The 13,152-nt window shown below is 75.0% G+C and carries 14 protein-coding genes; 9 read left to right on the plus strand and 5 right to left on the minus strand.

What is annotated here, in order from left to right; all coding sequences use genetic code 11:
• Nucleotides 1-105 precede the first annotated feature (105 nt).
• The 3 genes from OOK34_RS31185 (at nucleotide 106) to OOK34_RS31195 (ending at nucleotide 2,669) form a co-directional block, all read left to right on the plus strand.
• Nucleotides 106-1,527, plus strand: a complete 1,422-nt coding sequence (locus tag OOK34_RS31185; protein ID WP_267037566.1) for an amidase — start codon at nucleotides 106-108, stop codon at nucleotides 1,525-1,527.
• Nucleotides 1,528-1,628: 101 nt separating this feature from the next.
• Complete coding sequence (locus OOK34_RS31190) at nucleotides 1,629-2,147, plus strand: DUF1203 domain-containing protein (protein ID WP_267037517.1); 519 nt, start codon at nucleotides 1,629-1,631, stop codon at nucleotides 2,145-2,147.
• Between the two features lie 57 nt (nucleotides 2,148-2,204).
• Nucleotides 2,205-2,669: a type II toxin-antitoxin system PemK/MazF family toxin gene (locus OOK34_RS31195; protein WP_267037518.1), complete on the plus strand. Its 465-nt coding sequence runs from the start codon at nucleotides 2,205-2,207 to the stop codon at nucleotides 2,667-2,669.
• A gap of 13 nt (nucleotides 2,670-2,682) precedes the next feature.
• Here the strand turns inward: OOK34_RS31195 and OOK34_RS31200 are convergent, their stop codons facing one another.
• Complete coding sequence (locus OOK34_RS31200) at nucleotides 2,683-3,498, minus strand: TIGR02452 family protein (RefSeq protein WP_267037519.1); 816 nt, start codon at nucleotides 3,496-3,498, stop codon at nucleotides 2,683-2,685.
• A gap of 107 nt (nucleotides 3,499-3,605) precedes the next feature.
• Between OOK34_RS31200 and egtA the strand changes: the two genes are divergently transcribed.
• From egtA to egtD, 4 genes are read left to right on the plus strand one after another with little or no spacing between them, the layout of a single operon-like run.
• Nucleotides 3,606-4,961 carry an ergothioneine biosynthesis glutamate--cysteine ligase EgtA gene (gene egtA / locus OOK34_RS31205; RefSeq protein WP_267037520.1) on the plus strand — a complete coding sequence of 452 codons (1,356 nt, stop codon included), beginning with the start codon at nucleotides 3,606-3,608 and terminating at the stop codon, nucleotides 4,959-4,961.
• Nucleotides 4,958-6,292, plus strand: a complete 1,335-nt coding sequence (egtB, locus tag OOK34_RS31210) for an ergothioneine biosynthesis protein EgtB (RefSeq protein WP_267037521.1) — start codon at nucleotides 4,958-4,960, stop codon at nucleotides 6,290-6,292. Before egtA ends, egtB begins: the two co-directional genes overlap by 4 nt.
• A complete protein-coding gene (egtC, locus tag OOK34_RS31215; protein WP_267037522.1) occupies nucleotides 6,292-7,050 on the plus strand; it encodes an ergothioneine biosynthesis protein EgtC in 759 nt (252 codons plus the stop codon). The genes egtB and egtC overlap by 1 nt, the downstream gene beginning before the upstream one ends.
• Nucleotides 7,047-8,012, plus strand: coding sequence for an L-histidine N(alpha)-methyltransferase (gene egtD / locus OOK34_RS31220; RefSeq protein WP_267037523.1), 966 nt, complete (start codon nucleotides 7,047-7,049; stop codon nucleotides 8,010-8,012). The genes egtC and egtD overlap by 4 nt, the downstream gene beginning before the upstream one ends.
• Here egtD and OOK34_RS31225 read toward each other — a convergent pair.
• The 3 genes from OOK34_RS31225 to OOK34_RS31235 all read right to left on the minus strand — a co-directional run bounded on the left by OOK34_RS31225 (nucleotide 7,904) and on the right by OOK34_RS31235 (nucleotide 11,109).
• Nucleotides 7,904-8,863, minus strand: coding sequence for a 1-acyl-sn-glycerol-3-phosphate acyltransferase (locus OOK34_RS31225; protein ID WP_267037524.1), 960 nt, complete (start codon nucleotides 8,861-8,863; stop codon nucleotides 7,904-7,906). The genes egtD and OOK34_RS31225 overlap by 109 nt on opposite strands.
• On the minus strand, nucleotides 8,860-9,669 hold the full coding sequence (locus tag OOK34_RS31230) for a GNAT family N-acetyltransferase (protein WP_267037525.1): 810 nt from the start codon (nucleotides 9,667-9,669) through the stop codon (nucleotides 8,860-8,862). Before OOK34_RS31230 ends, OOK34_RS31225 begins: the two co-directional genes overlap by 4 nt.
• A gap of 177 nt (nucleotides 9,670-9,846) precedes the next feature.
• On the minus strand, nucleotides 9,847-11,109 hold the full coding sequence (locus tag OOK34_RS31235) for an extracellular solute-binding protein (protein WP_267037567.1): 1,263 nt from the start codon (nucleotides 11,107-11,109) through the stop codon (nucleotides 9,847-9,849).
• Nucleotides 11,110-11,289: 180 nt separating this feature from the next.
• Here OOK34_RS31235 and OOK34_RS31240 point away from each other — a divergent pair, with 180 nt between their 5' ends.
• Nucleotides 11,290-11,505, plus strand: a complete 216-nt coding sequence (locus OOK34_RS31240; protein ID WP_267037526.1) for a dodecin — start codon at nucleotides 11,290-11,292, stop codon at nucleotides 11,503-11,505.
• Between the two features lie 65 nt (nucleotides 11,506-11,570).
• Here the strand turns inward: OOK34_RS31240 and OOK34_RS31245 are convergent, their stop codons facing one another.
• Nucleotides 11,571-12,065: a hypothetical protein gene (locus tag OOK34_RS31245; protein ID WP_267037527.1), complete on the minus strand. Its 495-nt coding sequence runs from the start codon at nucleotides 12,063-12,065 to the stop codon at nucleotides 11,571-11,573.
• Between the two features lie 77 nt (nucleotides 12,066-12,142).
• Between OOK34_RS31245 and OOK34_RS31250 the strand changes: the two genes are divergently transcribed.
• A complete protein-coding gene (locus OOK34_RS31250; RefSeq protein ID WP_267037528.1) occupies nucleotides 12,143-13,135 on the plus strand; it encodes an LLM class flavin-dependent oxidoreductase in 993 nt (330 codons plus the stop codon).
• Nucleotides 13,136-13,152 lie beyond the last annotated feature (17 nt).

Here is a 13,152-nt window from a genome sequence, read left to right on the forward strand (position 1 = left end):
GGGATCAGTTCCCGCCGCGTTCCGCCTAGCCGGGCACGCCTCCTCCCCCTTACCGTCTTGCTACCGATCGGTAAGGGAGGTCCGGTGGCTGGCTCGTTGGACGGGGTGGCGGCCCAGGCGCGGCTGGGGTTGCGGGAGATGGCCATGGCCCTGGGCGAAGGCCGTGTGACCTCACGGGAGTTGACTGACGGATGCCTCGCCCGGATCGCGGCCTCGCAGTCCTCGCTCAACGCCTTCCGGATCGTCCGGACCGAGGCCGCGCTCGCCGAGGCGGACGCGGCGGACCGGCGGCTGGCCGCCGGTGAGCGGCTGCCGCTGCTGGGCGTGCCGGTCGCCGTCAAGGACGACATGGACGTGGCCGGGGAGCCCACGGCCTTCGGCTGCGCCGGGGAGTTCCCGCCGAAGCCGGCCGACAGCGAGGCGGTACGCCGCCTGCGTGCGGCCGGCGCGGTGATCGTGGGCAAGACCCAGACGCCGGAGCTGGGCCAGTGGCCCTTCACCGAGGGGCACGCCTTCGGCGCGACCCGCAATCCGTGGGACCCGGCCCACACTCCGGGCGGCTCCTCCGGGGGCTCGGCCGCCGCCGTGGCCGCGGGGCTGGTGCCGGCGGCGCTGGGCTCCGACGGGGCGGGTTCGGTACGGATCCCCGCGGCCTGGACCCACCTGGTCGGGGTGAAGCCCCAGCGCGGGCGCATCTCCACCTGGCCGGAGCCGGAGGCCTTCCACGGGCTCACGGTCAACGGGGTGCTGGCCCGTACGGTCGCGGACGCGGCGCTGCTGCTGGACGCGGCGAGCGGGCCGGACCCGGGGGACCTGCACCGCCCGGCCCCGTTCTCGGCGCTCGGGGCGGCCCTGCGCCCGCCCGGCCGGCTGCGGATCGCCCTGTCGTACGGGATGGCCTTCACCGCGACGGCCAAGTCCCTCGACCCCGTGGTGCGTTCGGCGGTGGAGCGGCTGGCGGGGCGGCTGGAGGGGCTGGGGCACGAGGTGGTCCCGGAGGATCCGCGCTACGGCCCCATCGGCCTGACCTTCCCGCCCCGCGCGACCGCGGGCGTACGGGAGTTGGCCGCGCGGGTGCCGGACCCCGCCCTGCTGGACCCGCGTACCCACGAGGCGGTGCGCACGGGCCGGCTGCTGGGCGGGGCGGCGCTGCGGGTCTCCCGGCGGGCCGAGGGGGCGCTGCGGCGCCGGGTCGGGGAGCTGTTCGGCCGCTTCGACGTGGTGCTCACCCCGACGACGGCCACCCCGCCGCTGCGGATCGGGGCCCTGGCGGGGCTGGGGGCGCTGGCCACGGACCGGGCGATGATAGCGGCCTGCCCGTACGCCTGGACCTGGAACGTGCTCGGCTGGCCGGCCATCAGCGTCCCCGCGGGCTTCACCCCCGGCGGACTCCCGCTCGGGGCCCAGCTGCTGGGCCCGGCCGAGGCGGAGCCCCGGCTGCTGTCGCTGGCGGCGCAGCTGGAGGCGGCGGAGGGCTGGGCGGCGCACCGGCCGCCGGGGTTCGGAGGGGAGCCGGGGGCGTCCTGACCGCCGCCCGTACGCCCGTCGCGGAGGACGGCCGGGCCGTCGGCGGCTCCACGTCCGATTTCCGCCAGCCAGGCCCCGGGGCGGCCTCCGAGACTGTTCCCATGACCGCGTACACGCCCCTCCCCATCCCTCCCGCCGCCCTCCGCGAACTCCGGAACCTCGATGACGCCGGGCGGCCGATGCGGCCGTTCACCGCGCGCGAGGACGGGGTACCCCTCGACTGCGTGGGCAGCCCCCTGCGCTGCTGCCTGCGGGCCGTCGACGCCGGCGAGCGGGTCGCCCTCGTCTCCTACGCGCCGTTGCGCCGCTGGGCGGCGGCCACCGGGGCCGACCCCGGGGCCTACGACGAAGCGGGCCCGGTGTTCGTTCACGCCGACGCCTGCGGTGGGCCGCGGGGAGTCCGGGGATACCCGTTCGCGCGACCGGGGGCACTGCGTACCGTCCGGCGCTACGACGCCCGGGGGCACATCGTCGGGGGCCTGTCGTTCACGGTCCCGGACGACGCCGGGGCCGGGTTCGACCGGGTCTTGGGGGAGGCTTTCGCCGAGCCGGAGGTGGCGCTGGTGCACGTGCGGTCCCTGGAGTACGGCTGCTTCCAGTTCGAGGTACGGCGACCGTAGAGGGGCGCGCGCCGCGCATGGCGCGGGGCAGCCGCGGGACCCACTAACCTCGCCCGCATGACGGCACTTTCGCATCACGGCAACAGTCACGTCGAGCAGCCCGGGCGGGAGGGCGACACCGCCACCGCCGAGGCCGATCCGCGCTCCATCGGCCCGGTCCGTACCGAGTACGCGCCCGACCCGGACGGGGATCCCGACCCGGGGGAGATCGTGTGGACCTGGGTGCCCTTCGAGGAGAACGACGGGCGGGGCAAGGACCGTCCGGTGCTGGTGGTGGCGCGCGAGGCGGGCGGGGCGACGCTGCTCGCCGTCCAGCTGTCCAGCAAGCGGCACGACTACGACCGGGAGTGGGTGCCGATCGGCTCCGGCCCCTGGGACGGCGCCGGCCGGGAGTCCTGGGTGGACGTGGACCGGGTGCTGCGGGTGCACGAGTCGGGGATGCGGCGCGAGGCCTGCGCGCTGGACCCGGCCCGCTTCCGGCTGGTCGTGGACCGCCTGCGCGAGCGCTACGGCTGGCAGTAGCGCCCGCTCCCGCTCAGCAGCCGGCGAAGGCGGCGGCGAAGGCCTCGCGGGTGCGGGGGTCTCGGTCCAGGATGCCGAACACGACCCGCTCGAACACCCCCGCGAAGCGGCCGGTCAGCAGCGCCCGGAAGGCCTCCGCCACCTGCGCCGGGTCGTGTCGGAACACCCCGCACCCCCATGCGCCGAGCACCAGCCGCCGGTAGCCGTGCAGCGCCGCCACCTCCAGGACCAGCTCCGCCCGCCGGGCCAGGGCGGCCGGGATCTCCTGCGCTCGCTCCGGCTCCTGGCGGCGGATCGTGCCCGCGTTCGGCGCCGGGGAGGTGAGGAAACCGGCCCGGAAGGGGGTGTCCAGCAGTTCGCCCCGGTCGTCGCGGAACACCGGCACCCCGGGGGAGTGAATCACCCGGTCGGTGTAGAAGGTGCTCTTCCCCGCGCGGTGGACCTCGTAGTACTCCGGGGCCTCCAGCAGGGTCTCGTACAGGGCCGAGGCGCGGCACAGGGCCTCCTCCTGGGCCTTGGCCCCGCGCACGTATCCGCCCCCGGGATTGCGGGCCGAGGCGAAGTTCAGGACGGCGACCCCGCCCTCCCCCGCGAGGCGACGCGCCGCGACCGTGCTGCTCTCCCCCGTGACCTCGAAGACCGTCGGGACGCCTCCCCCAACGGGCTTCCCGTCTGGAATCGCCCGGTTTGGCCCATATATCCTGGTTCCGGCCTTGGCTTCCGCCAGGCCGGCGGCGAGGGAGACCCGCCGCCCCGCCCGCGACCGGTACTCACCGGCCGCCAGGATCAGCGCGTTCTCCCGCGCGATCTCACGCAATCTGCTGCTCACGCCGCAATCCTCGGGCGCAAACCACGTGACGGCAAAGGAATTAGCGCCCCGAAGACGGGTAGGCACGGGTGACATCACGGCCGACGACAGGAGACGAGGTTCCGGTCATGCCCGAGAACTCGCCCGCTCCATTCACCCAGAACGCCGAGGAGAACCCCCTGACCGAGGCGGCCGCCGAGGACCTGATCCACGGCATCTGTTTCAAGACCGGCCCGCCCCGGACCATCGGCGCCGAGCTGGAATGGCTCGTGCTCGACGCGGAGCGGCCCTGGCTGCCCCTGCCCCCCGAGCGCCTCACCGCCGCCCACGCGACCGCCGCCGCCCTGCCCCTGCTCTCCAGGATCACCGTGGAACCCGGCGGCCAGCTGGAGTTCAGCTCGGCGCCCGCCGCCTCCCTCACCGCCTGCGTGGACGGCCTCCAGGCCGACCTCACCGCCGTCCGGGACGCCCTGCGCGGCCAGGGCCTCGTCCTGCGCGGCCTCGGCGAGGATCCCCGCAGGCCGCTGCGCCGCCTGCTGGCCGACCCGCGCTACGACGCGATGGAGACCCACTTCGACCGCACCGGCCCCGCCGGGCGCGCCATGATGCGCGGCTCCGCCTCCGTGCAGGTCTGCGTGGACGCCGGGCACGAGGAGCCGGGCCCGCTCGGGCACGGCCGGCGCTGGCACCTCGCCCACCTGCTGGGCGCCGTACTGGTGGCCGCCTTCGCCAACTCCCCCGGCCGCGAGGGCCCGTACCGGGGCTGGCGGTGCGCGCGGCAGGGGATCTGGAACGACATCGACCCGCGGCGCGCGCTCGCCCCGCCGCTGGACGCCGAGCCCCGCGCCGCCTGGGCCCGGCACGCGCTGGACACCGAGGTGATGTGCGTACGCTCCCCCGGCGACGGCCCCTGGACGGTGCCCGACGGGCTGACCTTCCGCGACTGGCTGCGCGCCGCCGCAGGCCCGTCCGCGGCGGCCGACGGGCTGCGGCCGCCGACCGCCGAGGACCTGGAGTACCACCTGACCACGCTCTTCCCGCCCGTCCGGCCGCGCGGCCACCTGGAGCTGCGGATGATCGACGCGCAGCCGGGCGAGGACGGCTGGCTGGTCCCGGTGGCGGTCGTGCACGCGCTCTTCGACGACCCGGAGGCCGCCGAGACCGCCTACCGGGCGGTGAAGGCGCTGGCCGACGCCTACGGACCCCGGCGTGCGCCCCGCAATCCGCTGTGGCGGTCCGCCGCCCGGGCGGGGCTGGCCGATCCGGACCTGCGCGCGGCCGCCACCGCCTGTTTCCGGGCGGCCGGCGAGGCGCTGCCCCGGCTCGGGGCGGACGCGCACGTCCAGCAGGCGGTCGGCGCCTTCGCCGAACGTTACGTACGGCGCGGGCGCTGCCCGGCCGACGACGCCGATGACTCCCCCCACGCCCGTCAGGCACGGGAAGACCACCGACGGCCGCCCGCCGCGAAGGGACCGCGCCCGTGACCACCGAGACCCACCCCGAGACCCACCCCGAGATCCACCCGGAGCTGCTGCGCGAGCGTGCCGTCGCCGCGCTGACCGCCGCACGCGCCCGCACCGCGGGGCTGACCGACGTGGTGAGCGACCAGGACCTGACCGCGCAGCACTCCCCCCTGATGTCCCCGCTGGTCTGGGACCTGGCGCACATCGGGAACCAGGAGGAGCTGTGGCTGCTGCGCCGCGTGGCCGGCCGGGAGTCCATGCGCCCGGAGATCAACTCCTTGTACGACGCGTTCGAGCATCCCCGCGCCGAGCGGCCGAAGCTGCCCCTGCTGGGCCCGGAGGCCACCCGCCGCTACACGGCCGAAGTGCGCGGACGCGTCTTCGACCTGCTGGAGCGCACTCCGCTGGAGGGTACGGCCCTGCTCGACCGGGGCTTCGCCTTCGGGATGATCGCCCAGCACGAACAGCAGCACGACGAGACCATGCTGATCACCCATCAGCTGCGCGCGGGCGCCCCGGTCCTCACCGCGCCGGACCCGGAGCCGCCGCAGGGCCCTCCCCCGCCGGCCGCCGAAGTCCTGGTGCCGGGCGGCCCGTTCACCATGGGGACCTCCACCGAGCCCTGGGCGCTCGACAACGAACGGCCCGCGCACGTAAGGGAGGTCGCGCCCTTCTGGATCGACACGGTGCCGGTGACCAACGCCGCCTACCAGGCCTTCATGGCGGACGGCGGCTACGGCGAACGCCGCTGGTGGGCCGCCGAGGGCTGGGAGCAGATCCGGGCGCACGGGATCGAGGCGCCGCTGTTCTGGTTCCGCGAGGGCGGCGCGTGGCTGCGCCGCCGCTTCGGGGTGACCGAGCCCGTGCCTGTTGAAGAACCGGTTCTGCATGTGAGCTGGTACGAGGCGGACGCGTACGCCCGCTGGGCCGGCCGCCGGCTCCCCACCGAGGCGGAGTGGGAGAAGGCCGCCCGCCACGACCCGGCCACCGGCCGCTCCCGCCGCTACCCCTGGGGCGACGCCGACCCGGGCCCCGCACACGCCAACCTGGGCCAGCGCCACCTGCGCCCCGCCCGCGCGGGCGGCTACCCGGCCGGGGCCTCCGCGCTCGGGGTGCGCCAGCTGATCGGCGACGTGTGGGAGTGGACGGCCTCGGACTTCCTGCCCTACCCGGGCTTCCGCGCCTTCCCCTACCGGGAGTACTCGGAGGTGTTCTTCGGCCCGGAGCACAAGGTCCTGCGCGGCGGCTCCTTCGCCGTGGACCCGGTGGCCTGCCGGGGCACCTTCCGCAACTGGGACCTGCCCGTACGCCGGCAGATCTTCTCCGGCTTCCGCACCGCGAGGGACCTCTGATGTGCCGTCACCTCGCCTACGTGGGGCCGCCGGTGACCCTGGCGCGGCTGCTGAGCGAGCCGGAGCACTCCCTGGTGCGGCAGTCCTGGCAGCCCCGGCGCCAGCGCTTCGGCACGGTCAACGCGGACGGTTTCGGCGTGGGCTGGTACGCGGAGGGCGACCCGGTCCCGGCCCGCTACCGGCGGGCCGGGCCGGTCTGGGGCGACCTGACCTTCGCCGACCTCACCCGCGTGGTGCGCAGCGGGGCCGTACTGGCCGCCGTACGCGATGCCACGGTCCCGGGGGCGGACGGGGAGGCGGCCGCGGCCCCCTTCGCCTCGGGGCCCTGGCTGTTCAGCCACAACGGGGCCGTCCGGGACTGGCCGGACGCGGCGGCACCGTTCGCCGCCGGCCTGCCGCCCGAGGAGCTGCTCCAGCTGGCCGCGGGCACCGATTCGGCGCTGGTCTGGGCGCTGGTGCTGCACCGGCTGCGACAGGGGGACGACATGGGCACCGCCCTGGCCGAGCCCGTCCGCGAGCTGGCCGGCGCGGCTCCCGGATCCCGGCTGAACCTGCTGCTGACCGACGGCGCCGCCATCGCCGCGACCGCCTGGGGGGACTCCCTCTGGTACCTGGCCGATCCGGGTGCGGGGCGGGTGGTCGTGGCGTCCGAGCCCTACGACGACGACGCCCGCTGGTGCGAAGTACCCGACCGGACCCTGCTCACCGCCACCCGCACGCGGGTCGCCCTGACCCCCCTCAAGGAGACCTCCCCGTGAGCGACTTCCAGCTGACCCGCACCCTCGACGAGCACGCCGCCGACAGAGCGCTGCGCGCCGACGTCCTGAACGGACTGACCCGCTTCCCGAAGGAGCTGCCGCCCAAGTGGTTCTACGACGCCCGGGGCAGTGAACTCTTCGAGGAGATCACCCGGTTGCCCGAGTACTACCCGACCCGCGCCGAGCGGGAGATCCTGCTGGAGCGGGCCCGGGAGATCGCGGCGGTGAGCGGTGCGCGGACCTTGGTGGAGCTGGGGTCCGGCTCCTCGGAGAAGACCCGGCACCTGATCGAGGCGATGCCCGCGCTGCGGACGTACGTACCGGTGGACGTGAGCGAGAGCGCGCTGACCGGGGCGGGCCGGGCGCTGATGGCGGAGCATCCGGGGCTCGGGGTGCACGCGCTGCTGGCCGATTTCACGGGGCCGCTGCACCTGCCCGAATCGCCGGGGCCCCGGCTGGTGGTGTTCCTGGGCGGCACGATCGGCAACCTGCTGCCGCCGGAGCGGGCGGTGTTCCTGGCGTCCGTACGGGCGATGCTCTCGCCCGGGGACGCGCTGCTGATGGGCACCGACCTGGTGAAGGACGAGGCCGTGCTGGTGGCCGCGTACGACGACGCGCGGGGGGTGACGGCGGAGTTCAACAAGAACGTGCTGGCGGTCATCGACCGGGAGCTGGACGCGGACTTCCACACCGCCGACTTCGACCACGTGGCGGTGTGGAACCGGGAGCACGAGTGGATCGAGATGCGCCTGCGGGCCCGGTCGGCGGTGAAGGTCAAGGTCCGGGCGCTGGACCTGGTGGTGCCGTTCGAGGCGGGTGAGGAGATCCTGACGGAGGTCTCGGCGAAGTTCCGTCAGGACGGGGTGCGCAGGGAACTGGCCGAAGCCGGGCTGGATCTGACGCAGTGGTGGACGGACGCGGCGGGCCGCTTCGCGCTGTCGCTGTCGGTGGCCGGCGGCTGATCCGGTCCCCCGGGCCGCTGCTGCGCGGGTACGCCCGCCAGCAGCGGCCGCTCCCCCTCCGCACCTCCGAGCACGGCCTGCTGCGCCGCCGCCGCCAGCTCCCGCCGGCCGGTGTGGCGGCCCGGCGGGATCCGCGGCAGCAGCCACACCTCGGCCCGTACCCCGCGCGCCCGGGCGATCCGCCACAGGGAGGCGGTCAGCGGGTCGTCGCCGACGAAGGCGGGCGCCCCCGCGAGTTCCCCGTCCGCCAGCCGGTACCCGATCCGCACGGGCTGTACGGGGACCCCCGCGTCCAGCGCCGACTGGAAGGCGGCCCGCCGGAAGGGCCCCTGGGCGCGCCCGCACCAGGTGGAGCCCTCGGGGAAGACGGTGACCCGGTCCCCGGCGAGCAGCGCGCGGGTGAGGGTCTCGACGGTGCGGGGCAGGGCCCGGATGCGGTCGCGTTCGATGAACAGGGTGCCCGCCCGGGCAGCGAGCCGGCCCAGCACCGGCCAGGCGCCGATCTCGCTCTTGGCCAGCATCCGGCAGGGCAGGACGGCGGCGACGAGCGGGACGTCCAGCCAGGAGATGTGGTTGGCGACGATCAGGCGGCCCCCGTCCGGGCCGGGGGCGCCGTGCACGGTGATCCGTATCCCCAGGGAACGCACGAGCGCCGCCGACCAGGCCCGGACCAGCCCGTGGCGGGGCCGCGCGGGGAGCAGCCGGACCGGGGCCGCGGCCGGGACGGCGAGCAGGATCAGGGCCAGGGCCGTGGCCAGCCGGAGCACGGCGCGGGCCACGCCGGCGGCCTTCCCCGTGTGGCCGGCGCAGGCCTGCGGCGTGCAGGGCGCGGTGGGCAGCCAGACGCTCATGCGCCCGGGGCGAGCGAGAGGAAGTGGTTCAGGTAGCGCGGGTTGGTCCGGCGCAGGGAGAGCAGCACGTACAGGTCGGCGCAGCCGAACTCGGCGTCGAGTGCCGGCTCCCCGCAGACCCAGGCGCCCAGGCGGATGTAGCCGCGCAGCAGGGGCGGCAGCTCCATGCGGCCGGGGACGGTGATGCCCTCGGGGCTCCACGGCAGGTGCGGGGTGACCCGGTACTCCTGCGGGGCGAGGTTGCGGGCCAGGACGGTCTCGCGGGTGGCGGCGGCCAGCACCCCGCCGTCGGCCAGCGGTATCGAGCAGCAGCCGGCGAGCCAGTTGTGGCCGGAGCGCTCCATGTAGCGGGCCAGGCCTGCCCAGATCAGGGCGATGACGGCGCCGTTGCGGTGGTCGGGGTGGACGCAGGAGCGGCCGACCTCGACCAGGTCGGGGCGGATCGGGGCGAGGGCGGAGAGGTCGAACTCGCCCTCGGAGTAGAGGCGCCCGGCGACGGCCGCGCGCTCCGGGGGCAGCAGCCGGTAGGTTCCGACGACCTCGCCGGTCTCCTCGTCGAGGACCAGGAGGTGGTCGCAGTAGGCGTCGAAGGCGTCGGCGTCCAGGCCCGGCTCGGGTCCGTCGAGGCGGGCGCCGAGCTCTCCGGCGAAGACCTGGTGGCGCAGCCGCTGGGCGGCGCGGACCTCGCCCTCGTCACGGGCGAGGCGGACGGTGTAGCGGGGGGCGGCGGGGGTGGCAGCGGCCGTGGGGACGGCGGCCGGGGCCGGTGGTGCGAGGGGGGACGGGGACAGGGGGGCGATGGTCATGGCTGCTCCTGATCCGGGCACGGGGAGCCGGGCCGCAGGTGGCGGGCCCGGCTCCTTTACTTCTTCCGTGACCGGCTGGATTCCTCATGACCGCTCAGCGGCTCCCGGATGTGCGGAGGCTGAACTCGACGGGTGGCACCCCGGCCGCGATCTTGGGGGCCGGGATCCCGGCGCGGCTCAGCGGTCGGAGCTGAGGACCTGGCTCACCGTGTCCGAGGCCGCCTTCGCCGCCTGCCGGGGGTCCTGGCCGGTGAGCACGGCCGTCATGTACGGCTTGATCGGGTTCTTGGCCTCGACCTCGGCCCAGCGGGCGGACTTCGGCGTGGCCCGGCCCTGGGCGGCGCCGGGCGCCATGGCGGCGGCGCCGTCGTTGCCGTCGACCACGTGCGCGAGGGTGGTCTTGTTCGGGACGTAGCTCATGGTGCGTGCGAGTTCCGTCTGCCACTTCTCGCTGACCAGGGCGGTGATCACGTCCACGGCGAGGGCCCGGTTCCGGGTCTTCTCCGGGATGATCAGGTCGGAGCCGCCGGTGAAGACTGAGCCGGCCTTCTCGGAGGTCTTGCCGGGGACGGGGAAGAAGCCGAGCTTGCCCTTGAGCGCCGGATTGGCCGCCTCGATCTGGGCGGCCTGGCCGGGCGGGGCGATGATCTGGGCGACCTGGCCGCGGGCGAAGACCTCGGACTGCGGGGGCGTCTCCTCGTCGGCGTTCCTGGGCCCGTCGCCGAGGGCCTGGAGCTGCTTGTAGAAGTCCATCCCGGCCAGGGCCTTGTCCTCGTCGAGGGCGCCGACCCACTGGCCGCCGGTCTCCACGGCGAGTTCGCCGCCCTCGTCCCAGACGAACCCGGCGAGGACGTACCAGTTCTGGCCGGGGAGGTAGATGCCCTGCTGGTCGCCCTTGTCGAGCTTCTGGGTGGCGGAGATCCAGTCCTGGCGGTTCTTGGGCGGGGTCTTGATCCCGGCGTTCGCGAACAGGTCCTTGTTGTAGATCACCACCCGGTTGGCGGCGTACCACGGGACTCCGTACTGGGCGCCGTTGACGCTTCCCGGGTCGGAGAGGCCCTTGAGCCAGTCCTTGCTGCCCCATTCGCGCAGGCCCTCGAGGGTGACCTCGGAGACGCCGCCGGTCTCGACGTACTGGGCCACCTGGGTGTTGCCGACCTCGATGACGTCGGCGCCGGCGCCGGCCTCGGCCTTGCCGCCGAGGACCGCGTTGACCTTGTCGCCGATCCCCTTCCACTCCTGGATCCTCACCTCCAGGTCGGTGCCGGGGTGCTGCTTCTCGAAGTCGGCGGTGAACTTCGCGATGAAGTCGTCGGAGGCGCTGCCCTTCATCAGCCAGAGGGTCACCTTCCCGGATCCCCCGTCCGATCCTGCCGACTGGCCGCAGCCGGTCAGGGCGGTCGCGGCCGCGAGGGCCGTGCACACGGCGAGGAAGCGCATCTTCACGAGGGTCACCTTCTGGGGATGGATCTCAGATGGCTTGAAATTGGCATAGACCAATGGGTGGGTCAACCCCCTTTCACCCGGGACTGTTCACGCAAAGTTCGCGGACCCGGCCTTACTGGGGCACCGTGGAACAAGGCAACAGCAAGGCAACCGCGACGACTGGCGGGAGACCCCATGTCCAACCACACCTACCGGGTGACCGAGATCGTCGGCACGTCCCCCGAGGGCATCGATCAAGCCATCCGGAACGCGATCGCGCGCGCGAAGCAGACCCTGCACAATCTGGACTGGTTCGAGGTCACGCAGGTGCGCGGGCACATCGAGAACGGCGAGGTCGCGCACTACCAGGTCGGACTGAAGGTGGGCTTCCGCCTCGACGGCGAGGACTGAGGGCCGGCGGTGGCCCGCGCCCGGGCCGGGCGCGGGCGCGGGCGCCGCTCAGGTGCGGGCGCCGCTCAGGTGCGGCCTTCGCCCTCCTGTGCCGCCTTCAGCTCCGGCGCCTCCGCGGCCCAGTCCGCCAGGAGCACCCGGAAGCCGGCCGCGCGCGCCGCCTCGCAGACGAGTTCGTCGTCGTCCACGAGCACGCGCACCTCGCGCCCCCGGGCGAGCCGCCGGAGCACCTCCAGCTTCGTCACCCGGGCCGGACGCCGGTCCTGGTTGCCGCGCATCCACACCCGGCCCTCGGGCAGCCCGTGCCGGACGAGCCAGTCGTCGGTGTCGGCCCGGCAGCGCTCCGGCCGGCCGGTCAGGTACACGACCTCGCAGTCGGCCGCGCTCTCCACCGCCAGGGCCACGCCCCGGGCGAGCGGCGGATCGGCCGGGGCCGCGCCGAAGAAGCCCGCCCAGTCACGCGGGCGGCCCTCCAGGAAGTGCTGGCGGTGGCCGGTGTCGGCGAGGGTGTTGTCGATGTCGAAGACGGCCAGCGGCCGGCGGGTTGCGGTCTCGGTCATGGCCGCAGCCTAGGTCGTCCCTTTCGGAGCATGCCGGGGCGGGGGAATCCTCACGGCCGCCGGGCGTTGAGAGCTGTGTGATCCGAAAAGTCTCGATACTCGACCGGTCCCGCACCCGCGAGGGGTACACCGCCCCGCAGGCCCTGCGCGACACCGTGGAGCTGGCCCGCGCCGCGGAGGAGCTGGGCTACCACCGCTTCTGGGTGTCGGAGCACCACAGCGTGCCCGGGGTCGCGGGCTCCGCGCCCACCGTGCTGGCCGCGGCCGTGGCCGCCGCCACCCGGCGGATCCGGGTCGGCACGGGCGGGGTGATGCTGCCCAACCACCAGCCGCTGGTGGTGGCCGAGCAGTTCGGGGTCCTGGAGGCGCTGTTCCCCGGCCGGATCGACATGGGGCTCGGCCGCTCGGTCGGCTTCACCGGGGGCATCCGCCGGGCCCTGGGCCGTGACACCGGGGACGCCGACCGGTTCGAGGAGCAGCTGGCGGAGCTGCTGGGCTGGATCGACGGCAGCCAGCGGGCCCACCCCGAGGTGCACGCCCGCCCGGCCGAGGGGCTGCGGATCCCGCCCTTCGTCCTGGCCACCGGGGAGGGCGCGGGGATCGCCGCCCGGGCCGGGCTCCCGATGGTGGTCGGCGACCTGCGGGCCCGCGGCAAGGTCGCGGAGGCGGTCCGCCGGTACCGCGAGGAGTTCCGGCCCTCCCCCTGGGGCGGGGAGCCGTACGTCGTGGTTTCCGGGACGGTGGCGGTCGCCTCGAGCGGGGAGGCCGCGCGGCGGATCCTGCTCCCGGAGGCGTGGGCCCTCGCGCACTCCCGGACCCGGGGCAGCTTCCCGCCCCTGCGCCCGGCGGAGGAGGTCGAGGCGCTGGAGATGACCGCGAAGGAGCGGGAGCTGTACGAGGGCGCCCTCGCCGGGCACATCGCCGGCACCGAGGAGGAGGTCGCCGGCCGGCTGGCGGAGGTCACCGAGGCCACCGGGGCGGACGAGCTGCTGGTCACCACGTCCACCTACGACCGGACGGCCCTGCTGGACTCCTTCGGCCGCCTCGCCCGGATCACCGGGCTGGGCTAGCCACCTCGGGGCCCTAA

This window comes from Streptomyces sp. NBC_00091 (assembly GCF_026343185.1).
Taxonomy (GTDB): Bacteria; Actinomycetota; Actinomycetes; order Streptomycetales; family Streptomycetaceae; genus Streptomyces.